This is a genomic window from Rhodococcoides kyotonense (genome assembly GCF_900188125.1).
GTDB classification, from domain to species: domain Bacteria; phylum Actinomycetota; class Actinomycetes; order Mycobacteriales; family Mycobacteriaceae; genus Rhodococcoides; species Rhodococcoides kyotonense.
In genome coordinates this window covers 39,409-62,315 of sequence record NZ_FZOW01000011.1, presented here as the reverse complement: position 1 = coordinate 62,315, position 22,907 = coordinate 39,409, and the positions used below count along the sequence as shown (strand labels likewise).

22 protein-coding genes and 1 tRNA gene are annotated in these 22,907 nt (G+C 63.2%); 11 read left to right on the top strand and 12 right to left on the bottom strand.

Annotated features, from left to right (window positions below; genetic code table 11):
* Positions 1 to 58: 58 nt before the first annotated feature.
* Positions 59 to 247 carry a hypothetical protein gene (locus CHB96_RS29415; RefSeq protein ID WP_141136506.1) on the top strand — a complete coding sequence of 63 codons (189 nt, stop codon included), beginning with the start codon at positions 59 to 61 and terminating at the stop codon, positions 245 to 247.
* On the opposite strand, the gene CHB96_RS18395 is transcribed toward CHB96_RS29415, so the two are convergent.
* Positions 244 to 723, bottom strand: coding sequence for an anthrone oxygenase family protein (locus CHB96_RS18395; protein ID WP_089249187.1), 480 nt, complete (start codon positions 721 to 723; stop codon positions 244 to 246). The genes CHB96_RS29415 and CHB96_RS18395 overlap by 4 nt on opposite strands.
* A 116-nt stretch (positions 724 to 839) precedes the next feature.
* On the opposite strand from CHB96_RS18395, the gene CHB96_RS18390 reads away from it, so the two are divergent.
* A complete protein-coding gene (locus tag CHB96_RS18390; protein WP_089249186.1) occupies positions 840 to 1,811 on the top strand; it encodes an AraC family transcriptional regulator in 972 nt (323 codons plus the stop codon).
* Positions 1,812 to 1,839: 28 nt separating this feature from the next.
* Here the strand turns inward: CHB96_RS18390 and CHB96_RS18385 are convergent.
* Positions 1,840 to 1,916, bottom strand: a tRNA-Leu gene (locus CHB96_RS18385).
* A gap of 158 nt (positions 1,917 to 2,074) precedes the next feature.
* On the opposite strand from CHB96_RS18385, the gene CHB96_RS18380 reads away from it, so the two are divergent.
* Positions 2,075 to 2,692, top strand: coding sequence for an ANTAR domain-containing response regulator (locus CHB96_RS18380; RefSeq protein ID WP_089248879.1), 618 nt, complete (start codon positions 2,075 to 2,077; stop codon positions 2,690 to 2,692).
* Positions 2,693 to 2,864: 172 nt separating this feature from the next.
* Entirely contained in the window at positions 2,865 to 4,205 is a 1,341-nt protein-coding gene (locus CHB96_RS18375) for an ABC transporter substrate-binding protein (RefSeq protein WP_089248877.1), read from the top strand.
* A 326-nt stretch (positions 4,206 to 4,531) separates the two neighbouring features.
* Here CHB96_RS18375 and CHB96_RS18370 read toward each other — a convergent pair whose 3' ends face one another.
* The 4 genes from CHB96_RS18370 to CHB96_RS18355 are packed head-to-tail and all read right to left on the bottom strand — an operon-like array spanning position 4,532 to position 8,657.
* The gene (locus CHB96_RS18370; protein ID WP_089248875.1) at positions 4,532 to 5,341 is read right to left on the bottom strand and encodes an ABC transporter ATP-binding protein; all 810 of its coding nucleotides are present in this window, start codon (positions 5,339 to 5,341) and stop codon (positions 4,532 to 4,534) included.
* Positions 5,338 to 6,387: an ABC transporter ATP-binding protein gene (locus CHB96_RS18365; protein WP_089248873.1), complete on the bottom strand. Its 1,050-nt coding sequence runs from the start codon at positions 6,385 to 6,387 to the stop codon at positions 5,338 to 5,340. The genes CHB96_RS18370 and CHB96_RS18365 overlap by 4 nt, the downstream gene beginning before the upstream one ends.
* Complete coding sequence (locus CHB96_RS18360) at positions 6,380 to 7,369, bottom strand: branched-chain amino acid ABC transporter permease (RefSeq protein WP_089248871.1); 990 nt, start codon at positions 7,367 to 7,369, stop codon at positions 6,380 to 6,382. The genes CHB96_RS18365 and CHB96_RS18360 overlap by 8 nt, the downstream gene beginning before the upstream one ends.
* Before the next feature lie 4 nt (positions 7,370 to 7,373).
* The gene (locus tag CHB96_RS18355) at positions 7,374 to 8,657 is read right to left on the bottom strand and encodes a branched-chain amino acid ABC transporter permease (RefSeq protein WP_089249184.1); all 1,284 of its coding nucleotides are present in this window, start codon (positions 8,655 to 8,657) and stop codon (positions 7,374 to 7,376) included.
* A 280-nt stretch (positions 8,658 to 8,937) separates the two neighbouring features.
* On the opposite strand from CHB96_RS18355, the gene polA reads away from it, so the two are divergent.
* Positions 8,938 to 11,676, top strand: coding sequence for a DNA polymerase I (polA, locus tag CHB96_RS18350; RefSeq protein ID WP_089248869.1), 2,739 nt, complete (start codon positions 8,938 to 8,940; stop codon positions 11,674 to 11,676).
* Positions 11,677 to 11,739: 63 nt separating this feature from the next.
* Here the strand turns inward: polA and trxA are convergent, their stop codons facing one another.
* The 3 genes from trxA to CHB96_RS18335 all read right to left on the bottom strand — a co-directional run bounded on the left by trxA (position 11,740) and on the right by CHB96_RS18335 (position 13,903).
* On the bottom strand, positions 11,740 to 12,117 hold the full coding sequence (gene trxA / locus CHB96_RS18345; protein ID WP_089248867.1) for a thioredoxin: 378 nt from the start codon (positions 12,115 to 12,117) through the stop codon (positions 11,740 to 11,742).
* A 69-nt stretch (positions 12,118 to 12,186) separates the two neighbouring features.
* Positions 12,187 to 13,185 carry a helix-turn-helix domain-containing protein gene (locus tag CHB96_RS18340; protein WP_089248865.1) on the bottom strand — a complete coding sequence of 333 codons (999 nt, stop codon included), beginning with the start codon at positions 13,183 to 13,185 and terminating at the stop codon, positions 12,187 to 12,189.
* Positions 13,186 to 13,372: 187 nt separating this feature from the next.
* Entirely contained in the window at positions 13,373 to 13,903 is a 531-nt protein-coding gene (locus CHB96_RS18335; RefSeq protein ID WP_089249182.1) for a 2'-5' RNA ligase family protein, read from the bottom strand.
* On the opposite strand from CHB96_RS18335, the gene CHB96_RS18330 reads away from it, so the two are divergent.
* From CHB96_RS18330 to CHB96_RS18315, 4 genes are all read left to right on the top strand, one after another.
* The gene (locus tag CHB96_RS18330; RefSeq protein WP_176444362.1) at positions 13,902 to 15,008 is read left to right on the top strand and encodes an isocitrate/isopropylmalate dehydrogenase family protein; all 1,107 of its coding nucleotides are present in this window, start codon (positions 13,902 to 13,904) and stop codon (positions 15,006 to 15,008) included. The genes CHB96_RS18335 and CHB96_RS18330 overlap by 2 nt on opposite strands.
* 232 nt (positions 15,009 to 15,240) lie before the next feature.
* The gene (locus CHB96_RS18325; RefSeq protein ID WP_089249180.1) at positions 15,241 to 16,089 is read left to right on the top strand and encodes an ABC transporter substrate-binding protein; all 849 of its coding nucleotides are present in this window, start codon (positions 15,241 to 15,243) and stop codon (positions 16,087 to 16,089) included.
* A gap of 40 nt (positions 16,090 to 16,129) precedes the next feature.
* Positions 16,130 to 17,086 (top strand): amino acid ABC transporter permease, encoded by a 957-nt coding sequence (locus CHB96_RS18320; RefSeq protein ID WP_089248861.1) that lies wholly within the window; start codon positions 16,130 to 16,132, stop codon positions 17,084 to 17,086.
* On the top strand, positions 17,086 to 17,847 hold the full coding sequence (locus CHB96_RS18315; protein WP_089248859.1) for an amino acid ABC transporter ATP-binding protein: 762 nt from the start codon (positions 17,086 to 17,088) through the stop codon (positions 17,845 to 17,847). Before CHB96_RS18320 ends, CHB96_RS18315 begins: the two co-directional genes overlap by 1 nt.
* Here CHB96_RS18315 and CHB96_RS18310 read toward each other — a convergent pair.
* Positions 17,844 to 18,626, bottom strand: coding sequence for a class I SAM-dependent methyltransferase (locus CHB96_RS18310; protein WP_371829032.1), 783 nt, complete (start codon positions 18,624 to 18,626; stop codon positions 17,844 to 17,846). The genes CHB96_RS18315 and CHB96_RS18310 overlap by 4 nt on opposite strands.
* Before the next feature lie 422 nt (positions 18,627 to 19,048).
* Between CHB96_RS18310 and rpsA the strand changes: the two genes are divergently transcribed.
* Positions 19,049 to 20,524: a 30S ribosomal protein S1 gene (gene rpsA / locus CHB96_RS18305; RefSeq protein ID WP_089248857.1), complete on the top strand. Its 1,476-nt coding sequence runs from the start codon at positions 19,049 to 19,051 to the stop codon at positions 20,522 to 20,524.
* 221 nt (positions 20,525 to 20,745) lie between these two features.
* On the opposite strand, the gene CHB96_RS18300 is transcribed toward rpsA, so the two are convergent.
* On the bottom strand, positions 20,746 to 20,955 hold the full coding sequence (locus CHB96_RS18300) for a hypothetical protein (protein ID WP_089248855.1): 210 nt from the start codon (positions 20,953 to 20,955) through the stop codon (positions 20,746 to 20,748).
* A gap of 131 nt (positions 20,956 to 21,086) precedes the next feature.
* Here CHB96_RS18300 and coaE point away from each other — a divergent pair, with 131 nt between their 5' ends.
* Positions 21,087 to 22,304, top strand: a complete 1,218-nt coding sequence (gene coaE, locus CHB96_RS18295; protein WP_089249176.1) for a dephospho-CoA kinase — start codon at positions 21,087 to 21,089, stop codon at positions 22,302 to 22,304.
* 9 nt (positions 22,305 to 22,313) lie between these two features.
* Here coaE and CHB96_RS18290 read toward each other — a convergent pair whose 3' ends face one another.
* Entirely contained in the window at positions 22,314 to 22,850 is a 537-nt protein-coding gene (locus CHB96_RS18290) for a ribonuclease FAU-1 family protein (RefSeq protein ID WP_089248853.1), read from the bottom strand.
* Positions 22,851 to 22,907 lie beyond the last annotated feature (57 nt).

Here is a 22,907-nt window from a genome sequence, read left to right as displayed (position 1 = left end):
CAATGTCACGCCGCGTTTCTCGCGCGAGTTCGGCTGTCGAAGGCGGACAATGGAGACCATGTTGGATCCACGAGTACTCGACAATCATGAACTCGACGCAGAACTGGCCGCACTTCGACGCGGTCGCGACCAGTCGATGGACGAAGGTGCAGACGACGCAGCAGTAGCCGAGGCAGACCGCTTGATCTCGGCATTCGAGCAGGAGATCGAGTCCAGGCGGCAGGCAGCAGCCGACCCCGAGATCTAACGTCGCACGGCGACCGTCAATGCCGCGCAGGCCGCGATCGCGGCGACGGTTCGTGCATGATTCCAACGAGTCCACCGCGTCAGGTAGGTGGACCACGTTTCGAGACCGCCGTCGGTCTGCGGATCAGCCACTGCCAATGCGTCGTTGAGAGGAACGTTCACGACGATCGTGACCAGGAAACAGCCGATCACGAACAGCGCCGCACCGACGGTGACGGTAATTGCCGCGTCGCCGTGCGACATCCACGTCGTGACGGCGGCGACGGTGGCCGCCGCAGCACTGCCCAGGAACACCGTCATGAACACGGGCGAGACGATCGCGACGTTCATCTGCTGCATCGACGACGCCGCAGACGCCGGTGGTTGCGATCGCAGAGCCGGCATGACGCTCACCGAGAACGCGAGCAGAACTCCCGCCGTGATGCCGCATCCGATCGCGGCGACCGTCGTCGATACCGCTGCGAGTCGTTCGATCATGGTGAATCCCTCCTCGGGGGTGATGTCCTCCAGCATCGCGCTGTGTCGGTGGACTATCCATGCCCGTCGATCTCGGTTCCATGCTCGTTCGTCCAGCTCGGTCGTACGATCGGAACATGAGAGGACAAGACCCGTGGGCGACGCCGGATCCACTCGGCGAGGCCCTGCATTTTCTGCGCATGACGGGCGCGTTCTACTGCCGGTCCGAACTGTCCGAGCCGTGGGGGCTCGACATGCCGAGGATGGACGACTGCATGTGGTTCCACGTCGTCACCGAGGGCAGATGTCGCCTGGACGTCGACGGTGCGTCGCCCAGGTACCTCGTCCCCGGTGAATTCGCTCTTGTGCCACATGGTTTGGGCCACACTCTGGCGAGCGATGTGGCCGCGAGCGCGACCGCACCCATCGTCCACGACCTCCCGCACGACTACGTCAGCGATCGGTACGCCGTCGTACGGCACGGCGGTGGGGGAGAGTCGACGACCATGATCTGTGGGGCAGTCCGTCTCGACCATCCGTCGGCGGTGCAGCTGATCCGTTCGCTTCCGCCACTGATCGTCGTCGAATCCGTACCGACGCCCCATCTTTCCTGGATGCACAGCACGCTGGGACTCGTCGCCGACGAGGCGCGTTCGCTCCGACCGGGCGGCGAGGCCGTCATCACCCGATTGTCGGACATCCTTGTCATCCAGGCGCTGCGGTACTGGATCGAACACGACCCCGCAGCCAGGACCGGATGGCTCGGAGCATTGCAGGATCCAGGCGTCGGGCCGGCTTTGGCGCTCATCCACCGAAACCCGGACAGGCAGTGGACGGTGGCGTCACTCGCCGCGGAGGTGGCGATGTCGCGATCCGCATTCGCTGCGAGATTCACGTCGATGGTGGGGGAGACGCCGATGAAATACCTTGCCCGCTGGCGAATGCAGACGGCTCATGACCTTCTGCGATCCACGGACATCACAGTGGCCGAGTCGGCGAGGCGATCGGGTTACGAGTCGGAAGCTGCGTTCGCGCGTGCGTTCAAGAGAGTGCTCGGAGTGTCACCGGGAAGTGTTCGTCGACGGGGCGAGATGTCCCTGGTGTCTTGACGACTCGCGTATTTCTCGGTGGTGATCGTGGTGCCCCCGGTCAGACTCGAACTGACACTGTACGGGTTTTGAATCCGTTTCCTCTGCCAATTGGGATACGGGGGCTGGCGTTGGCTTGCGGTTCACTACTTTAGAAGATGCGCCGACGGGGTCAACCACCGGTACCCTTCAAAGGCTTCAACGGCTCGGTGGAAGTGTCGTGCATGCATACTCGTGCGCGTAGTTTGCGCTGGTCGATGACTTGTCGAAGGAGACTGGTACACATGAACGCTCCTGTTGCACAGGAGGGCGGCAAGCCCGCTCTCCGTGTCGTGGTGGCCGAGGACGAATCGCTGATCCGCCTGGATCTGGTGGAGATGCTGCGCGAGGAAGGCTACGAGGTCGTCGGGGAAGCTGCCGACGGCCAGCAGGCGGTGGACCTGGCGGTCGAACTTCGTCCGGATCTGGTGATCATGGACGTGAAGATGCCGCGACGTGACGGCATCGATGCGGCGTCGGAAATCGCCGAGAAGCGCATCGCCCCGGTTGTGATCCTCACTGCATTCTCACAACGCGAGTTGGTGGAGAAAGCGCGCGACGCCGGTGCGATGGCGTATCTCGTGAAGCCGTTCTCGAAAGCCGACCTGATGCCCGCCGTCGAACTCGCTGCGAGTCGGTACACCGAGATCTCGTCGCTCGAGAGTGAAATCGCAGATCTGCAGGAGCGGCTCGAGACTCGGAAGTTGATCGAGCGCGCCAAGGGCAAACTCATGGAATCGCAATCGCTCACAGAGCCGCAGGCGTTCAAGTGGATTCAGCGCGCGGCCATGGACCGACGGACGACGATGAAGGCTGTCGCAGAGGTCATCATCGAGACGCTCGACGCCCCAAAAGAGTCGTGATTTCTCGGTCCCACGCTACGGCGGTGTAAATCTTCGGCCCGTCAGGTCACAGTCAGGTCACGAGCCATGTTCTCGCCCTTCGCAGATCGATTCGGACAGCTAGCGTCTGATCCACACATGGGGCGCACGACAGTCGTGCGCTTCATCTTTTGATCGATCAAGGAGACCCTAGATGGCAAAACGGACCTATGTCCGCACGGCTGCGGTGCTGGGTGCTGCGTCATTGGCGCTGTTCGGCTGTTCTTCGAGCGATGATTCCTCCTCGGGTGACAGCACCAGCTCTGCCAGCGGTGGAAGTTCGGCAGCGGAAGAGACAACAGTGTCGACCGACTGCACACCCGATCAGGCAACGGCGGGAGCAACCCCGGTCACGACGCCTCTGGTCGTGGGAACGCTGCTTCCCGAAACCGGTAGCCTCGCATTCCTCGGACCGCCGGAGGTCGCCGGTGTTCGACTCGCCGTCGACGAGGTCAATGCAGCCGGTGGCGTTCTGAATCAGCCGGTTCAGCTGATCCCCGGTGACTCGGGCGACACGACCACGGACACCGCCAACACCACCGTCGACCGTCTCCTCGCCGGTGGCGCCGACGTCATCGTCGGAGCCGCATCGTCCTCGGTGTCGCTGAAGGTGATCGACAAGATCGCGAGCGCGGGCGTCGTTCAGTTCTCGCCCGCCAACACGTCCGATCAGTTCGTCTGCTACCCGGACAAGGGCCAGTACTTCCGCACCGCACCGACGGATGTTCTGCAGGCACAGGCATTGTCGCAGCTCATCGCCGAGGATGGCGCACAGCGCGTTTCCATTCTCGCACTGAACGATCCGTACGGAACCGGCCTCGCGACCAACACGGTCGAGAACCTCGAAGCCGCGGGTATCCCGTCGGACCAGATCCAGAAGATCATCTACGATCCCAACGCTCAGTCGTTCAACGCCGAGGTCGACGACGTGAAGACCTTCGCGCCCGACGCGGTGGCCATCATCGGCTTCGAGGAGTCGGCGAAGATCATCACGCGTATGCACGAGGTGGGCATCGGCCCGTCCGACGGCACGTTGGTCTACGGCGTGGACGGCAACATGGGTAACGCGCTCGGCGAGTCCGTCGCAGCAGGCCTGCTCGACACGATGCGTGGCACGACGCCGCTCACCGATGTGGGTACGGCGTTCCAGGATCGCCTCAAGACAGTCGATCCCGCACTGGTGGACTTCAACTACGCCGGTGAGTCCTACGACGCGGTCATCATCTCGGCGCTCGCTGCGGAGCAGGCGAAGTCGACGGCAGGTACCGACATCGCTGCGAACATCAACAGCGTCACCAAGGACGGCGAGAAGTGCACGACGTACGCACAGTGCCTCCCGCTCGTCCAGGCAGGCACCGACATCGACTACGACGGTGTCACCGGTGCGCTGAACTTCAGTGACGCTGGTGAGCCCGCGACGGGTTCGTACGGCAACCTGGTCTTCGGACCGGACAACACGCTCACGACCGACGGGTACATTGTCGTCGGCGAGTGAAGCACCAACGAGTAGAGCCCCGATCCGCTCAGCGGATCGGGGCTCTACTCGTTCTCGGGTCTGGGGTTCCTGGTGACCGAATGTCGCCCTCGCTCACTCTGAGTGACCGAATGACGCCCTCGCTCACTCTGAGTGACCGGATGTCACCCTCGCTCCGAACCGGCCACCCCGCCAGACGGAGCGAAGGCGCCCCTCGCTCACTCTGAGTGACCGAATGTCACCCTCGCTCCGAACCGGCCACCCCTCCAGGCGGAGCGAAGGCGCCCCTCGCTCACTCTGAGTGACCGAATGTCACCCTCGCTCCGAACCTGCCGGCCGAACCAGGCTTACTTCTTCTCGTTGCTTCCGGCCAGGGTGCCGAGGTAGAGCTCGATGACCTTGGGGTCGTTCATGAGGTTGGTTCCGGTGTCCGTGTACGCATTTCGGCCCTGATCGAGAACGTATCCGCGGTCGCAGATCTGCAGGCATCGGCGAGCGTTCTGCTCGACCATGATGATCGACACGCCCGTCGCGTTGATCTTCTTGCAGCGGATGAACACTTCGTCCTGGAACATCGGCGACAGACCTGCCGACGGCTCGTCGAGCAGAAGGACGGACGGTTCCATCATCAGAGCCCGTCCCATCGCGACCATCTGCCGCTCGCCGCCGGACAGTGCACCGGCCTTGACCTTCTTGCGCTCGCCGAGGAGAGGGAACAACTCGCTGACGAACTCGAATCTTTCTGCGAACTTCTTGGGACGCAGGTAGATTCCCATTTCGAGGTTCTCTTCGATGGTCAGCGACGGAAACACGTTCTGGGTCTGGGGCACATAGCCGACGCCCTTGGTGACGAGTACGTGCGCTTCGGCGGACGTGATGTTGTCACCGCGGAGTTTCACCGAGCCTTCGCGCACCGGTATCAGGCCGAACAGGGTTTTGAGCAGTGTCGACTTACCTGCACCGTTCGGCCCGATGATGCCGACGATCTCGCCGTCCCTCAGGAAGAAGTTGCACTCGTTCAAGATGTTGACGCCGGGGATGTAGCCGGCCACCAGATTGTCGGCTCGAACCAGGGCGCCTTCTGCCAGCCGCGTGTGTTCGGCAGGCGTCGCAGCGAATTCGGCCGGTGTCAGTTTTTCGGTACTGGGTTCGCTCACTTCGTGTCTTCTCCCTTGGCGTGCTTGCCCGTCACCGGTGTGACGCCTGTGGGCGACACGTCCGACGGTGCGACGAACTCCGGCTCGGACAGATCGCCGCCCGCTTCGAGCTCTTCTGCCTCGGCCTGCTCCAACGCTTCCGCCAATTCCGCGGTGGCACCGACCGGATTGCCGTTCTCGTCGAATTCGAGCGCCTGGTCGTGGTGACTGCCGAGGTAGGCGTCGACGACCGCGCCGTTGTTCGACAGATCCGCTGGGGTCGACTCGGCGATGACGCTGCCTTGCGCCATGACGACGACCCAGTCGCTGATGTCGCGGATGACGTCCATGTCGTGTTCGACGAACACCACCGTCATCCCGTCGTCGCGCAACGACTTGATATGTCCGAGAAGGCTCTGTGTCAGAGCAGGATTCACTCCTGCCATCGGTTCGTCGAGCATCACGACCGAAGGGTCGGTCATCAGTGCGCGTGCCATCTCCAGCAACTTGCGTTGACCACCGGACATGGAACCGGCGAGGTCGTCGGCCTTCGCGTCGAGCTTGAAGCGTTCGAGGAGGTGGTAGGCGCGTTCGGTGATCTCCTTTTCCTGCTTCTTCCAGGTCCAGGGCATCAGTGTGTTGACGATGCGTTCACCACGCTGCCCGGTGGCTCCGAGTCGAACATTGTCCAGCACAGTCAGTTTCGACAGAGCCTTCGTCAACTGGAATGTGCGCACGACGCCTTTGCGGGCGACCTGGTGCGGATGCATGCGGCCGAGAGACTGCCCGTCCATGGACCAGGTGCCGGTATCGGGTCGATCGAATCCGGTGAGCAGGTTGAACAACGTCGTCTTGCCCGCGCCGTTGGGCCCGATGAGCCCTGTGATGCAGCCTCGTTGAATTTCGAGGTGTGCGACATCGACAGCTTTGAGGCCGCCGAACGTTCGAGACACTCCGTCGACGACGAGAGTCGGGTCGGGCTTGGGTGCGCCGGGGGACTGGGGTACGCCGGCGAAGAGTGCAGCACGCTGCTCTGCGCTCAGTGCTGTGGCGAGGCGTTCAGGCATTGAGTTGGACCTCTCGCTTGTTGCCGAGAATACCCTGGGGTCTGAAGACCATCAGCACGGCGATCAGAATGCCCAGGAGAACGAATCGCGTTGCGCCGACCTGCTGTTCGGTGAGGTTGAGCAAGGGATCGGGCCCGGCGATGGCTTGGCGGAGGATAGCGTCGGGAATGGAGAGCAGGAACCAGAACAGCATCGCGCCGAGGACAGGTCCGAAGACGGTCGCCGCGCCACCGAGAATGAGGGCACCGAACGCGAAGAACGTCTGTGCGGTGGAGTAGAAGTCCGGGTTGATGGACTTGGTCTGCAGCGCGTTGAAGACGCCACCCATTCCGCCGATGACGCCACCGAGCACGAGTGCCTGCATCTTGTACACGAAGACGTTCTTGCCGAGCGACCTCGCAGCGTCCTCGTCCTCACGCACCGCTTTGAGAACACGACCCCACGGGCTGTGTGTGAGCAGATAGATGAGTCCGCAGAGCAGGAGAACGAGAGACCAGCCGACGACCATCGCCCAGAGGTCGTCTCCGTAGAACTTCACGCCGATGAAGGCATATTGCTTTCCGGAATCGAACGGGCTGAGCGAGGTGAACGGGTCCGCGAACCCGAAGATACCGTTGGTGGACTTGGTGATCGGATCGGATGCGGTCGATCTGAAGACCAGCCTGAGTATCTCCGACGCCGCGATGGTGACGATGGCGAGATAGTCGGCGCGTAGTCGAAGCGTGGGTATGCCGAGTACGAGAGCGAGCAGTCCTGCGGCACCGAGGCCGACGAGGATGCCGAGCCACAGCGGTTGTTGGTACGTGATCGTCATGATTCCGACGCCGTACCCGCCGAGCAGTGCGAAACCGATCTGACCGAAGTTGAGCAATCCGGCGTAGCCGAAGTGCAGATTCAGTCCGATGGCGAGCAGGGCGTAGAAGATGGCCGACGGCCCTATCAGCTGGGCCAGTGAAACCTGGAGAGCACCAAGGATATCCATATTCTCACCCGATCCTTTGCCGCGAGCCGAGTATGCCCTGGGGTCGGACGACGAGGATGAGAATCAAGACGAGCAGTCCTCCGATGTATTTGAGATCGGGATTGATGATCATCGTCGACCACTGCACGAGCAGACCGACGATGACGCAGCCGAGAAGCGCGCCGTAGGCGGTACCCAAGCCGCCCAGAGTGATTCCCGCGAACATCAGCAGAAGGAGTTTGAAACCCATCTCCCACTGGACTCGGCCACCGAGTTCGGACAGGCCGAACAGGACGCCGCCGAGCGCCGCGAGACCACCGCCCATGCACCAGACGAACGTCACGACACGTTCGACATTGATGCCCGACGACGCCGCGAGGTCCCGGTTGTCGGCCACAGCCCGCATGGCTTTGCCGATCCGTGTGCGCTGCAGCATGATTGCGACGCCCACGAGGACCACGATGCTGATGACGATGCAGGCGAGGTTCACGTTGGTGATCGCGAGCGGGCCCCATTCGTTCTGGGTCTGCGCCTGGTAGTCGTCGAACGGTTCGGCGCGATCGGAGAAGAAGATGAGGATGAGGTATCGCAGTGCGATGGCCAATCCGATGGACACGACCAGCTGAGCGATCAGACCGGTCTTGCGTTTTCGGAGTGGTCTCCAGATGCCGGCGTTGTTCAGCCATCCGATGGCCACACCGACGATCACCGCCAGAATCGTTGCCCAGATCAGCTGAATACCCATGCTGACGTTGAACACCCACGCGGCGACTGCGCCGAGCGTGACGAGTTCGCCGTGTGCGAAGTTCGTCAGCCCGGTCGTACCGAAGATCAGGCTGAGTCCCACCGCTGCAAGGGCGATGACGAGACCGAAGCGCAGGCCGTCCACGGTCGTTCTGATGAACTTCTCGTAGAACGGGACCTCGGTGGCCGTTCGGGCTTCACCGAACGAGAAGATGACGGTGTTGGCCCGACCTGCCGCGACGTCGCGCTGCACCTCTCCCTGGACGCTCACGCCGTCGGGCAGGGTTTCGGCGTCTACTTCGAATGTGTATGAGCCGGGGGACAATTCGAGCGTCCACCGGCCTCCGTCCGCCGAGGTCGTCCTGGCTACTTCCTCGCCGGATGCGTCGACGGCACGGACGTCGACGTCGCTGAGGCGTTCACCACCGTTGTTGAGACTGCCGCTGACAGGTACTGCGTCTGCCGGGGGCGATTCCGAGGTGGACGACGCCGGCGGGGGAGTCGGTGTCGGCTCCTGTGCCAGCGCGGTTCCTCCGAACGCCACCGCAGTGACGGACCAGAGCAGCGTAAGAACGAGTAGTCGTAGGGTTGTTCGGTTGTGGCTCCGAGGTCGAGATCGTCTTCGGTTCCATCGAGCAATTGGCGCCACGCAACGTCCTCCGGACGGTTGTCGGGTCGAGCCCTGTTGGCCGACCGATACTTGCAATTCTCGGACTCTAACCGTCCGAACCGCTCGAAATAGGCGAGTTGAATTTCCGGGAAGTATCTTTTGTGTTTCGAACTACCCGTGCGCGCTGTCGCATCCGTTTACGCCTTGTCGGTGGCCGTCCCTAGACTGAGTAACCGTGAGCCCCGTAACCGACGCACGCGCATCATCGACATCCTCGACCGGTTCGTCCTCCGACGACAAGCCGACACTGCTGCTCATCGACGGGCACTCCATCGCGTTCCGAGCGTTCTTCGCCCTCCCGGTGGACAACTTCAAGACCACGAGTGGCCAGTCCACCAACGCGGTCTACGGATTCACGTCGATGCTGATCAATCTTCTGCGCGACGAGAAGCCGACGCACATCGCGACGGCGTTCGACGTCTCGAGGCAGACCTTCCGTGCAGAGCGGTTTCCCGAGTACAAGGCCAACCGCAGCAAGACTCCCGACGAGTTCGCCGGGCAGGTGGACATCACCAAGGACGTTCTCGGGGCCATGGGAATCCCGGTCATGGCAGAGGCCGGCTTCGAGGCCGACGACATCATCGCGACTCTGACGACGCAGGCGGAAGCGCTGGGATACAAGGTTCTCGTCGTGACCGGTGATCGCGATTCGCTGCAGTTGGTGACCGACAACGTCACGGTGCTCTACCCGCGCAAGGGCGTTTCGGATCTCACACGCTTCACACCCGATGCGGTCACCACCAAGTACGGGCTGACGCCGGCGCAGTACCCGGATTTCGCTGCACTGCGCGGCGACCCCAGCGACAACCTTCCCGGCATTCCAGGAGTGGGGGAGAAGACAGCGACCAAGTGGATCGTCGAGTACGGATCCCTCGAAGAGCTCGTCGACAACGTCGACAAGGTCAAGGGCAAGGTCGGTGACGCATTGCGCGCCAATCTGTCCAGCGTGGTGTTGAACCGCGAGCTCACCGAGATGGTGCGTGACGTTCCGTTGCCCTACACCCCGGATCAACTCGAGTTGGCACCGTGGGACCGCGAGAAGATCCATGCCCTGTTCGACGACCTCGAGTTCCGGGTGCTGCGGGACCGTCTGTTCGAGACGTTGGCGTCGGCCGAGCCCGAAGCGGAAGAAGGGTTCGATGTCCGAGGCGGGGCTATCGCCCCGGGTGAGCTGGCCGACTGGCTGAGCACCCACGCGTCGTCCGGTCAGCGGCATGGTCTGTCCGTCGTCGGCCCGCGGCGACCGTTCGACAGCGACGCAGTGTCGATCGCCATCGCTGCCTCCGACGGTGAGGGTGGTTTCGTCGACACCGCTGAGCTCGACGAGTCGGACGAGAAGGCGTTGGCAGAGTGGCTCGCGGACAGCGGTCAGCCCAAGGCACTGCACGAGGCCAAGTGGGCCATCCATGCACTGCGTGGTCGCGGATGGACTCTGGGCGGGCTGACGAGCGATACGGCTCTCGCCGCCTACCTGGTGCGTCCAGGTCAGCGCTCGTTCAATCTCGACGATCTGTGCCTGCGATATCTCAAGCGTGAACTGCGCGTCGAGGATTCCGTCGAGGGCCAGATGTCACTTCTCGACACCGAGGACGTCGCCGCCGCAGCGGTCGCCGAAGGTGAAATTCTCCGAGCTCAGGCAGTTCTCGACCTCGCCGCGACGTTGGACGATGAACTGGCCACCATCGAATCGAGCTCGCTGCTGACGGACATGGAGCTGCCGCTGCTGTCGGTACTCGCGGATCTGGAGGCGACGGGGATCGCCGTCGACAACGACCATCTGGGTGGGTTGCAGAGCCAGTTCGCATCCCAGGTTGCCGACGCTGCCAACGCTGCCTACGAGGTCATCGGCAAACAGATCAATCTCGGTTCGCCCAAGCAGCTGCAGGTCGTGCTCTTCGACGAGCTCGACATGCCCAAGACGAAGAAGACCAAGACCGGTTACACCACCGACGCCGACGCTCTGCAGGGGTTGTTCGAGAAGACCGAGCATCCGTTCCTGAAGTTCCTGCTCGATCACCGCGACGCGACTCGCATGAAGGTCACCGTCGACGGTCTTCTCAAATCTGTCGCCGACGACGGACGCATCCACACCACCTTCAATCAGACCGTGGCGGCGACGGGCAGGTTGTCCTCGACCGACCCCAACCTGCAGAACATTCCAGTGCGGAACGACGCGGGACGGCACATTCGTGACGGATTCGTCGTCGGCGACGGGTACGACACGTTGCTCACCGCCGACTACAGCCAGATCGAGATGCGGATCATGGCGCATCTGTCCGGCGACGAAGGGCTCATCGAAGCGTTCAACACCGGCGAAGACCTGCACAGTTTCGTCGGCGCCCGCGCGTTCGGTGTTCCGATCGAGGAAGTCACTCCCGAGCTCCGCCGCCGTGTCAAAGCGATGTCGTACGGGCTCGCGTACGGTCTGAGCGCGTTCGGTCTGGCTGCCCAGTTGAAGATTTCGACCGACGAGGCAAAACAACAGATGGAGGCTTACTTCTCACGTTTCGGAGGCGTCCGCGACTATCTGCGCAACGTCGTCGAGGAGTCACGCAAGGTCGGGTACACGTCGACGCTGTACGGCCGTCGTCGCTACCTCCCGGATCTGACCAGCGACAACAGGCAGCGTCGAGAGGTCGCCGAGCGTGCGGCGCTCAACGCGCCGATCCAGGGAACGGCCGCCGACATCATCAAGGTGGCCATGATCGACGTGCACGCGGCGCTCGCCGAAGCGGGCCTGCGGTCGCGCACGTTGCTTCAAGTTCACGACGAACTCGTGCTCGAGGTCGTCGACTCCGAACGTGAGCAGGTGGAGGCGCTGGTGCGGGACAAGATGGCGACGGCCATCGACCTGTCGGTTCCGTTGGAGGTGTCCGTGGGTACCGGGCGCAGCTGGGACAAAGCCGCCCACTAGGAGCTGTCGAAAGACGAAGGTCCGGTCGCGAATCGCGACCGGACCTTCGTCTTGCAGAGGTTGTTACTGGCTGTCTGCCGACGCGTTCTGGTCGGCGATCTGCTTACGAACCTCGTCCATGTCGAGTGCCTTGACCTGGCCCACGAGGTCTTCGAGTGCCGACGCAGGGAGCGCACCGGGCTGTGCGAAGACGAGAACACCCTCGCGGAACGCCATGATCGTCGGAATCGATTGGATGTTGGCGGCTGCCGCCAGTCCCTGTTCCGCTTCCGTGTCGACCTTCGCGTGCACAACGTCGGGGTGTGCTTCGGAGGACTTCTCGAAAGTGGGAGCGAACTGACGGCACGGTCCACACCACGAGGCCCAGAAATCGACGAGTACCACGTCGTTGCCTCCGACGATGTCGTCGAAGTTCTGCTGAGTCAAAGTCTGTGTTGCCACGCCTGCCCTTTCGTCGGTGTCATCGATCTTCTGACGCCTTCAACGCACGACGGGGTGGAAAACATTCCGTCATGCAGGTTGTGGCGCCGCGCGAAACGTGCGTCGATACGAATTCGGCGTCGTGCAGCGAACTCGGACGAAGTGCTGTCGCAGAACAGCGGCATTGCCGAAGCCCACTCGTTCGGCGATGACGTCGATCGACAGATCGGAGTTCTCGAGCAGCTGTTGTGCGGCGAGGACGCGCTGGTCGTTCAGCCATCGCGCGGGAGTCGTGCCGGTCTCGGCCTGAAAGCGTCGCGCGAACGTCCTGGTGGACATGTTCACGCGAGCCGACAGTTTTTGGACGGACAGGTCGGTGTCGAGGTTTTCTGTCATCCAGTCCAGCAGCGGTGCGAGCGTCTCGACCTCGACGGTCGGGAGAGGCGCTGTGACGAACTGAGCTTGACCGCCGTCTCGGTGCGGCGGAACCACCATGCGTCGGGCGATACCGTTTGCGACGACGCTGCCCTGTTCCTTGCGCACGATGTGCAGACACAGATCGATGCCGGCTGCGGTACCTGCGCTGGTCAGAACGTTGCCGTCGTCGACGTACAGAACGTCGGGATCCACGTGGGCGAGGGGATAGTCGGCCGCCAACCGTGCCGAGTGGCGCCAGTGCGTCGTGCAGCGCCTACCGTCGAGCAGGCCTGCCTTGCCGAGAACGAACGCCCCGTTGCACAGGCTCGCGACCTTGGCTCCGCGGGCCACAGCTGCGCGGAGCTTCACCAACAGGGGCTCGACGGCCGCGTCGTATTCGGTGCTGCAGACCGAACAACCGTCGTCCGCAGTGTGGGTGCCGCCGGCCGGGACGATGATCAGGTCGGCGTCGTCGAGTTGTGACAGGTCGTACGGGACGTCGATGGTGTAGCCGAAACGCGATTTGATCGGTTGGTCGACACCTGCGATCAGTGAGAAGTCGTACGTCGGGAGCCCCTCGTCGGATCGGTCGAGTCCGAACACCTCGCACGCGACGCCCAGCTCGAACTGTTCGGTCAGTGGCATCAGTGGCACGACGACTCGTTTCAGCACGAGAATCAGTATGGCAGAAAAACGTCGAACTGTGTCATATCTGCCACTGTTCCCCTGAACTTCCTGGTAGCAGTCTTGCTGGCATGACACTCGTACTGATTTTCCTGATGGTTCTGGCAGTAATGCATCTGGCTGTGGTGCGCGGATTCGCACCCGACACGCATGCGGAGGTGAGCCAGTTCGGCGATTACCGGTTCTGAGTTGATCCACCCACGAACCACTCGACTCTGCCGTCCCCATCCCATCTACGAAGCGCCGAGGCGTTCCCAATGAGCACGCCCGGCTCGGAATGCAGCTGATCGATCGCCTCGGTGAGTTCTGCGCCTGCGAGTCGACGCGCAAGAGTCACGTGCGGTGTCCACTGCCCGGGTTCGGTGTGCGATCGAGAACCGCGCGCGTCTCCGACGAGCGAGGACACCGTTGCATGCAGATCGAGTAGAGCGGGCGACGGAATCACCAGGCGCGCGAGGGTGGCGGTGCGCCCTCGAAACACGACGAGCGGGCCGAGACGCAGCGGAAAAGGTGCAACGGGGATCGACCCGATCCGGGCGTCGAGCGACGCGAATTCGTCTGCCACCGCCAGCGTGACGTGCGGGCGGTTCGACGCACCCCGATGTCGAGCCTGACTGGGTAGGCCTGCGTCGAACAGCATTTGCCACTCGCGCCGGACCGCGTCGTCGAGTTCGGTGTCGAGGAGGAGTTCTACCGACTGCACCATGTCAGCCATGATGGCTCACATGACTGACACGCAGGCGCACACCGTTCGAATCGGGTCGATGGTCGGCGACGGGATCGGACACGAGATCGTGCCGGCGACGATGCGCGTCGTCGACGCTGCCGCGCAGGCCGAGCACTTCACCGTCGACTGGGTCGAACTCGACCTCGGTCGAGACGCTATCGATTCGCACGGGTCGCCGGTGCCGCAACCGACTCTCGACGCGTTGGCGTCACTGCCCGCGTGGATTCTCGGCCCCCATGACAGCGCGTCGTATCCGGAGCCGTTTCGTTCGCAACTGACGCCGGGTGGCGTGGTGCGCAAGACCTTCGACCTGTTCGCGAACATCCGGCCGGCGCTCGCGCACGCCGGTGTCCGCGCTGTCTCGCCGAAGATGGATCTCGTCGTGGTGCGCGAGAACACCGAGGGTTTCTACGCCGACAGAAACATGCACGTGGGCAGCGGAGAGTTCATGCCGACACCGGACGTCGCGCTCGCTGTCGGAGTCTTGACCCGCACTGCGTGCGAACGTATTGCGCGAGAAGCGTTCACACTCGCTCGTGCTCGACGCAAACACGTCACGATCGTGCACAAGGCAAACGTCCTGTCCCTGACGACGGGGCTGTTTCGCGATGTCTGCAGATCGGTTGCCGAGGACTTTCCCGACGTCGTCGTCGACGAGGAACACGTCGACGCGTTGACCGCTCATCTGGTGCGACGAGGTCAGGATTTCGATGTCGTCGTCGCGGAGAACATGTTCGGAGACATTCTGTCCGACCTCGCGGGTGAGCTGTCCGGGTCGCTCGGCATGGCCCCGTCGCTGAATTCGTCGTCGACCAAGGCGATGGCTCAGGCCGCGCACGGGTCGGCACCGGACATCGCCGGGAAGAACCGGGCGAATCCGACAGCGCTGTTCCTGTCGGCGGCGATGCTGCTCGATTGGCTCGCCGTCCACGGCCAGGGTGCGAAGCCCGCGCAGGCGGCACATCGTATTCGTCGGGCCGTCGGCGACACGCTCGAGTCCGGCGTTGCGACTGCGGATCTCGGCGGGCGCGCGTCGACCAGCGAGTTCACCGAAACCGTCCTCGCGAGGACCCTTCGAGTCTGAGCCGGTCCGTTTCGAACTTCGGTACCGGGAAATGCCGCAACTGCGTGGCCGAGCGACGTTACTGTTCGGTTACCGATACGGCAACGTGGCGGTGTGTCGCGTACGTTCAACGTCTGGCAGCACCGAATGATGGTGGTGTCATTTCGATTTTTTGGAGGGACTCCCCGTGGTTACACGATCATTCTCGAAGCCCGCTCGAGTTCTGCTGGCCCTCTCGGGTGCCGGTGCGCTGATGCTCACCGCATGCGCTCAGAACACAGAGGACGGCGGCGCACCAGCGGCAGGCGAGACGACTGCTGTCGAGGTCGGCACCGTCGACGACATCGCCGCGACGCTCCCACAGAAGAACGTCGACTCCGGCACCCTCGTCGTGGGCGTCAACGTGCCGTATTCGCCGAACGAGTTCAAGGACTCGTCGGGCAAGATCGTCGGATTCGACGTCGACCTGATGGACGCTGTGGCCGGTGTTCTCGGTGTGACGGCCCAATACGAGGAAGCGGACTTCGACCGCATCATTCCGTCGATCCAGGCCGGAACATACGACGTCGGTATGTCGTCGTTCACCGACACCAAGGAACGCGAAGCCACCGTCGACTTCACTACCTACTTCAACGCCGGAACGCAGTGGGCGCAGCAGGCAGGTGGCAGTGTCGATCCGACCGACGCGTGTGGTCTGAAGGTGGCGGTCCAGACGACGACCATTCAGGACCAGGAAGAGGTTCCGGCCAAGAGCGAGGCTTGCGTCGCTGCGGGCAAGCCCGCCATCGAGATCGTGAAGTTCGACAGCCAGGACGACGCAGCCAACGCGCTCGTTCTCGGTCGCGTCGATGCGATGTCGGCGGATTCGCCGGTCACGGCGTACGCGATCAAGCAGAGTGGCGACAAGCTCGAGCCAGCGGGAGACGTGTTCGACTCGGCGCCGTACGGCTACCCGGTCGCGAAGGGCTCGCCGCTGGCAGCGACGTTGCAGCAGGCCGTGCAGTACCTGATCGACAACGGCCAGTACCAGACCATCGCCGAGAACTGGGGCGTCGAGGCAGGCGTGATCGACACGTCGCAGATCAACGGCGCAGTCAGCTGATGGCGGTGTCATATCACTCGACGAGACGAAAGGGTGCGGCGTGTCCGAACCTGCCTCACTGAGCGCGGACGCCGAACCGGATCCGATCAAGGCGATCCCACTGCGGCATCCGGGCCGTTGGATCGCCGCGGTCGTGGTCGTCGTGCTCTTCGGGCTCTTCGCCTACGGCGCTGCAACCAACCCGGCCTACGGCTGGGGAACGTACGGCCGCTATTTGTTCGACACGAGAATCAGTCAAGGCGTCTGGTTCACACTGCAGCTGACTGTCTACTCGATGATCATCGCGGTGATCCTCGGTGTGCTGCTGGCGGTCATGAGGTTGTCGCCCAATCCCGTCTTGCGCAGCGCAGCGTGGGTGTACCTCTGGGTCTTTCGCGGCACCCCGGTCTACGTGCAGCTCGTGTTCTGGGGACTCATCCCGTCGATCTACAAGACAGTGGCATTGGGAATCCCGTTCACCGTCCAGTTCGCGACGTTCGATCTGCAGGCTCTGTACACGGCATTTTGGTTCGCCGTCGTGGGCCTTGCGCTGAACGAGGCTGCCTACATGGCCGAGATCGTCCGCGCAGGCATCAACTCCGTCGGTGAAGGCCAGATGGAAGCATCCGTCGCGCTGGGCATGTCGTGGTCGCAGACGATGCGTCGCACGGTCTTGCCGCAGGCGATGCGGGTGATCATCCCGCCGACCGGCAACGAGGTCATCAGCATGCTGAAGACCACCTCGCTCGTTGCCGCGGTCCCGTTCACGGGGGATGTGTACGGACGGGCACGGGACATTTCCGGGGCGAACTTCGAACCGATTCCACTGCTTCTGGTTGCGTCGACCTGGTATCTGGCGATCACCAGCATTCTGATGATCGGCCAATTCTATCTGGAGCGGTACTACTCGAAGGGCGCGTCGAGGCAGCTCACCGGCCGCCAGTTGCGTGCGCTCGCCGACGCGCAAGCACCCGATGCGACGGCGGATCCGCGCGCGAACGAGAACGGACGCATCTGATGGCGCCGATGGTCAGGGCCGATCGGGTCTGCAAGAACTTCGGCGCGCTGAAAGTTCTCAAAGGAATCTCGTTGGAGATCGACAGGGGACAGGTGCTGTGTCTTGTCGGGCCGTCGGGATCCGGGAAGTCGACGTTCCTGCGCTGCATCAACCACCTCGAGCAGGTCAATGCCGGTCGGCTGTATGTCGACGACGAGCTCGTCGGCTACGAGGAGAAGAACGGCAAGCTCTACGAGCTGCACCCCAAGAAGGCCGCGAAACAGCGTCGGGATATCGGCATGGTCTTTCAGCACTTCAACCTGTTTCCGCACCGGACTGCGCTCGAGAACGTCATCGAGGCACCGACTCAGGTGAAGAGAACGAAGAAGTCCGACGCCCTCGCACGTGCGAAAGAGCTGCTGGATCGTGTCGGTCTCGCCGACAAGGCGACGGCCTATCCCGCTCAACTGTCGGGTGGTCAGCAGCAGCGCGTCGCCATCGCCCGAGCTCTCGCGATGGACCCGAAGCTCATGCTGTTCGACGAGCCGACGTCCGCGCTCGATCCCGAACTGGTCGGCGAGGTGCTCGGAGTGATGCGCGAACTCGCGAAGGACGGGATGACGATGGTCGTCGTCACGCACGAGATGGGGTTCGCTCGTGAGGTCGCCGACCAGCTGGTCTTCATGGATCAGGGCGTCGTGGTCGAATCCGGCGAACCGAGGTCGCTGCTCGCGAATCCGCAGCACGACCGCACCAAGGCCTTCCTGTCGAAGCTTCTCTAACGAGGCTTTCGGCAGCTGAAGATGGCAGTGCCGGGAAAGAGCTGGCCGCGCAGTGGGCTCCACTGACCCCACTCGCGGTCCAGCCATTCGGGCCAATCGGGTTCGACGATGTCTCTCAGCTCCAGACCGGCCGCCACGATTTCGCGGACCCGATCACCGATCGTTCGATGGTGCTCGACGTATGCGGGCGTGCCGTCCCCGTCGAACTCGACGTACGGCGTGCGATCGAAGTAGGGAATCGTCGCCGTCAGACCATCGGGGCCTGGGTCGTCGGGGAAGATCCACCGCATCGGGTGATTGACGGCGAAGACCCAGATGCCGCCAGGCCGCAGTACACGGGCGACCTCGGCCATCACATTTGCGGAATCGGCGACGAACGGAACTGCGCCGAACGCGGAACACACTATGTCGAAGCGCTCGTCGGCGAATGGCAGCGACTCGGCGCTCGCTTGGATCAGGGGAACGTGTTCACCGCTGGCTTCCATGGCGTCGAGACCCTTGCGGAGCATGCCGGACGAGATGTCGAGTCCGATCGCCCGCGCCCCCTGGCTGTGCAGCCACCGTGCGCAGGGCGCAGAGCCGCACCCTACTTCGAGGACATCCTTGTCGGCGACGTCGCCGAGCAGCTGCGCGTCGCCTTCGTGCAGCCCTTCGGGGCACCACACGAATTCACCTCGTTCCGTGGCGACCCCCAAGAATTCACCGTGTGTTCGGTGGTACTCGTCGGCGTCGGAATCCCACCAGGATCGGCTGGCCCGATCGCTCGCGGCGGACGACAGTCGAGCACGACCCGGTACGACGGGTTGCTGCGGCGCAGGTGGGGTGGGGGAGCTGTCGGTCACGGACGTCACGGTAGTCGGGCATGGGCGGTCGCCGACTCAGTGGCCACTGTCTCGTGCGGGTTTCAACGGCCCCGCCAGGTTTGCGACGGCCCCGCCAGGTTTGCCCAGCTGTGACGCAATCGCGTACCCTGTGGAACGCGAGTGTGTTCGTGCTGCGCGGGGTCGTCGGGATATCGCTCATCGGGGTTGTCCTCAGTGGGTGAGGCTCGTTCGTCGTGCGGCGGAACGAAATCGGTGTGCTGTTGGTTGTACACCGGTGTCCGGGTAGTTCGCACCGGGCAGGCTCGTTCTTCATCAGCTTCATCGTCCGACCGAACATCCATCAACCGATACCCAACCCGTCCGGAGCAACTCAACACATGCCCTCAACCACAACCTCGCCGCAGGTAGCCGTCAACGACATCGGCTCCGCAGAGGACTTTCTCGCCGCTATCGACGCCACGATCAAGTACTTCAACGATGGCGACATCGTCGAAGGCACCATCGTCAAGGTCGATCGTGACGAGGTTCTGCTCGACATCGGTTACAAGACCGAAGGCGTCATCCCTTCCCGTGAGCTCTCCATCAAGCACGACGTCGACCCCAACGAGGTCGTTTCCGTCGGCGATGAGGTCGAAGCTCTCGTTCTCACCAAGGAGGACAAGGAAGGCCGCCTGATCCTGTCCAAGAAGCGTGCGCAGTACGAGCGCGCCTGGGGCACGATCGAAGAGCTCAAGGAGAAGGACGAGGCCGTCAAGGGCACCGTCATCGAGGTCGTCAAGGGCGGCCTCATCCTCGACATCGGCCTGCGTGGCTTCCTGCCCGCATCGCTCGTCGAGATGCGTCGCGTCCGCGACCTCCAGCCGTACGTCGGCAAGGAGATCGAGGCCAAGATCATCGAGCTCGACAAGAACCGCAACAACGTGGTCCTGTCGCGCCGTGCATGGCTCGAGCAGACTCAGTCCGAGGTTCGCAGCGAGTTCCTGCACCAGCTCCAGAAGGGACAGGTCCGCAAGGGCTTCGTGTCCTCCATCGTCAACTTCGGTGCCTTCGTGGACCTGGGTGGCGTCGACGGACTCGTGCACGTCTCCGAGCTGTCCTGGAAGCACATCGACCACCCGTCCGAGGTTGTCGAGGTCGGCACCGAGGTCACCGTCGAGGTTCTCGACGTCGACCTGGACCGCGAGCGCGTTTCGCTGTCTCTCAAGGCAACTCAGGAAGATCCGTGGCGTCAGTTCGCTCGCACGCACGCGATCGGCCAGATCGTGCCCGGTAAGGTCACCAAGCTCGTTCCGTTCGGTGCGTTCGTTCGCGTCGAAGAGGGCATCGAGGGCCTCGTGCACATCTCCGAGCTGGCCGAGCGCCACGTGGAGGTTCCGGACCAGGTCGTGGGTGTCGGCGACGACGCACTCGTCAAGGTCATCGACATCGATCTCGAGCGTCGTCGTATCTCGCTGAGCCTCAAGCAGGCCAACGAGGACTACGCAGAAGAGTTCGATCCGTCCAAGTACGGAATGGCCGACTCGTACGACGAGCAGGGCAACTACATCTTCCCCGAGGGCTTCGACTCCGAGACCAACGAATGGCTCGAAGGCTACGAGAAGCAGCGTGAAGAGTGGGAAGGCCGCTATGCCGAGGCAGAGCGTCGCCACAAGATGCACACCGCTCAGATGGAGAAGACGGCGAAGGACGAGGCTGCTGAAGCCGCCAACACCAACTACTCCTCCGAGTCGGGTCAGTCCAACGATGCCGAAGGCGATGCTCCCGCAGCATCCGCACCGGCTTCGTCGGGCGGATCGCTGGCCAGCGATGCTCAGCTCGCTGCGCTGCGTGAGAAGTTGTCGGGCAACGCCTGATAGAAGATGTCCACCCGTAAGGGTGTGACCGCAGCCCCGGCTCTCTTCGGAGAGTCGGGGCTCATCTCTTTTCGGGGGTGCTCCCGGAGGTCAGCCCGTCCGCATGAATGTCACATGTATGCCATCTGATCGTATGAATGGCGCATTCAAGCGATCGAGCACGACAAAAATGGACCCGATCCGCGAGGATTCGGGTCCATAGTCGTTTTCGACGGGTCGGCTCAGCCTGCGACGGCGGGACTCCATTGAGCGACGGCGCCGGTCCGCTTGCGCATCGACGCGAAGCTGTGACGGGCCGGACTGAGAAGCGTGGTGAACCAGTTTCGCCGATGATCGGCCAACGCCAAGGCAACTTCGGGGATCAGAATGACGTGGATTCCCGATTCCATGCCCAGACGGTGCCGACCCGGTTGGATCTGATTGCTTCGCATCGGAAGTCCTTTTCGCTAGCAGTGGGGTCGGCAAATACTTATCTCGCACGACGAAGATAACGGACCGTCCGGTAAACCTGGTGTATTTGGGGCTGGTGTGCTCCGGCGTGTTCGATGACAGACTGGACGTCATGTTGAGACTCGGCCTCACCGGAGGCATCGGAGCGGGAAAGTCCACCGTGTCGAAAATTCTGTCGGAGTTGGGCGGAGTGCTCGTCGACGCGGACGTCATCGCGCGCGAGGTCGTCGAACCTGGCACGCCGGGACTCGCGAAACTCGTCGACGCTTTCGGCGACGGGATCCTGACGTCCGATGGGAGTCTGGACCGTCCAGCGTTGGCAGCCAAGGCATTCGCAGGCGACGAGTCGCGAACGACGTTGAATTCCATCGTGCATCCGCTCGTCGGTGCGCGCACCGCGGAATTGGTGGACGGTGCGGCTGAGGACGCGATCGTCGTGCAGGACATTCCACTGCTGGTGGAAGGAAAGATGGGCGCGCTGTTCCAGCTCGTCGCAGTCGTCTACGTCGATGCAGAGGAACGCGTACGTCGGCTCGTCGGGCAGAGAGACATGCCGGAGGCCGACGCACGCGCACGCATCGCGGCGCAGGCGTCGGATGATGCTCGACGCGCTGCCGCTGACATCTGGATCGACAACAGCGGCGCCAAGGGCGACATCGAGGAGAGCGTCCGCGCCCTCTGGAGCGAGCGACTCGTGCCGTTCGAGAAGAACATTCGCGACGGCGTCACGGTCGTGGCACCTCCCGTGCTCGTCGATGCCGATCCGACGTGGCAGTCGCAAGCGGAGCGTCTCGTCGCGCGGCTCGCGGTGGTGTGCGGAAGTGCCGCTGCGAGAATCGATCACATCGGTTCGACGGCAGTGCCGGGCGTCGAGGCGCGAGACGTCGTCGACATCCAGATCACGGTGTCGAGTCTCGACGATGCCGACTCGTTGGCGGAATCGTTGCGGCGCATCGGCTTTCCGCGTATCGACAACATCACGTCCGACGAACCGGAGCCCGGTTACGGGATCGGGGGTGAGGCCGATCCGGCGGTGTGGGGCAAGCGGATACACGGCAGTGCCGATCCAGGTCGCCCGGCTGCGGTGCACATCCGAGTGGATGGCTGGCCCGCTCAACGATTTTCGCTCGTGTTCCGCGATTGGCTGCGCGCCGACGCGGATGCGGCGGCGGAGTACGTCGCGATCAAGCGGACTGCGGCGGCAGCGGCTGCCGAGGTGGACGATGACATCGACGCCGTCGAGACGTACGAGAGCGCCAAGGCGCCGTGGTTCGACGGCGCGTACGTGCGAGCGTGGGAGTGGGCGGAGGCGTCCGGCTGGACGCCCTGACGGTCCGCGTCAGTCGTAGGGCCGCCACGTCGTCGGCATGCCGAGTGAGGAGAGCCACGCATCGAGGTCGTAGTCGAAGCGTGCGAGTCCGTCGACAGCCGTGACGGCTCGGTGCATCGCTTGTTCGGCAGTGGGACCGTCGAGCACTCCGGCGGCGCGGGCATCGAGAAGCTCGTCGACATCGAGCAGGTCGAAGCCACGCCCTGTTCTGGAGACGACATCGAGGTAGTGATCGGTCGACGTCCAGACGTCGCCCGCGACGAATTCACCGACGTCCACGTAGTAGTTCTGGTCTCGTCGGTGGCCGGGAAGGTAATGGAAGATCGACGCCCGCAGACCCAGGCTCGGCAGCAGCCAGGACTGCAGATAGTCGAACTGCCGATGGTCCGACGGCCGGGCCATGTACAGGCCCCACGGTTCCACTCGGTATTCGTCGACGGCGCGCACGAAGCCTTTGGGGTCGGTGTTGGTGAGACCCGCCACGTCGAAGTACTCGACCTTCGGTCGATGGACGTGCGGGTGCGGCGCGGAGACAGGGGCGTCCATGGGTGATCAAGCTACCGGCAATCCTCGTCCGGGGAATCTGTCGGTGGTCGCGTCTAC